General features: G+C 60.5%; 1 protein-coding gene. It reads left to right on the top strand.

Going from position 1 to position 266, the window contains the following annotated elements; all coding sequences use genetic code 11:
• A partial coding sequence (locus tag P8629_RS11985; protein WP_278166340.1) for an amino acid permease occupies positions 1-266 on the top strand: 266 nt, incomplete at both ends.

Raw genomic sequence — 266 nt, 5'->3', positions numbered from 1 at the left:
CATCATCGTGGTGGTGCAGGTGGCGATCATGATCGTGTTCCTCGGCCTGGTGATCAACGGTATTTACCACGGCGAAGGCGCCGGTACGCTGGTCAGCAGCCGCCCGTTCTGGTCCGATAACGCCCACGTGGTGCCGATGATTACCGGCGCGACCATCCTGTGCTTCTCGTTCCTGGGCTTCGACGGCATCAGCTCGCTGTCCGAAGAGACCAAAGACGCGGAAAAAGTGATCCCGAAAGCCATCTTCCTGACGGCGCTGATCGGCG

The sequence above is a fragment of the Hydrogenovibrio sp. 3SP14C1 genome (assembly GCF_029625905.1).
In the GTDB taxonomy this organism is placed as follows: Bacteria; Pseudomonadota; Gammaproteobacteria; order Thiomicrospirales; family Thiomicrospiraceae; genus Hydrogenovibrio.
This window is presented reverse-complemented; position numbering and strand designations above follow the sequence as displayed.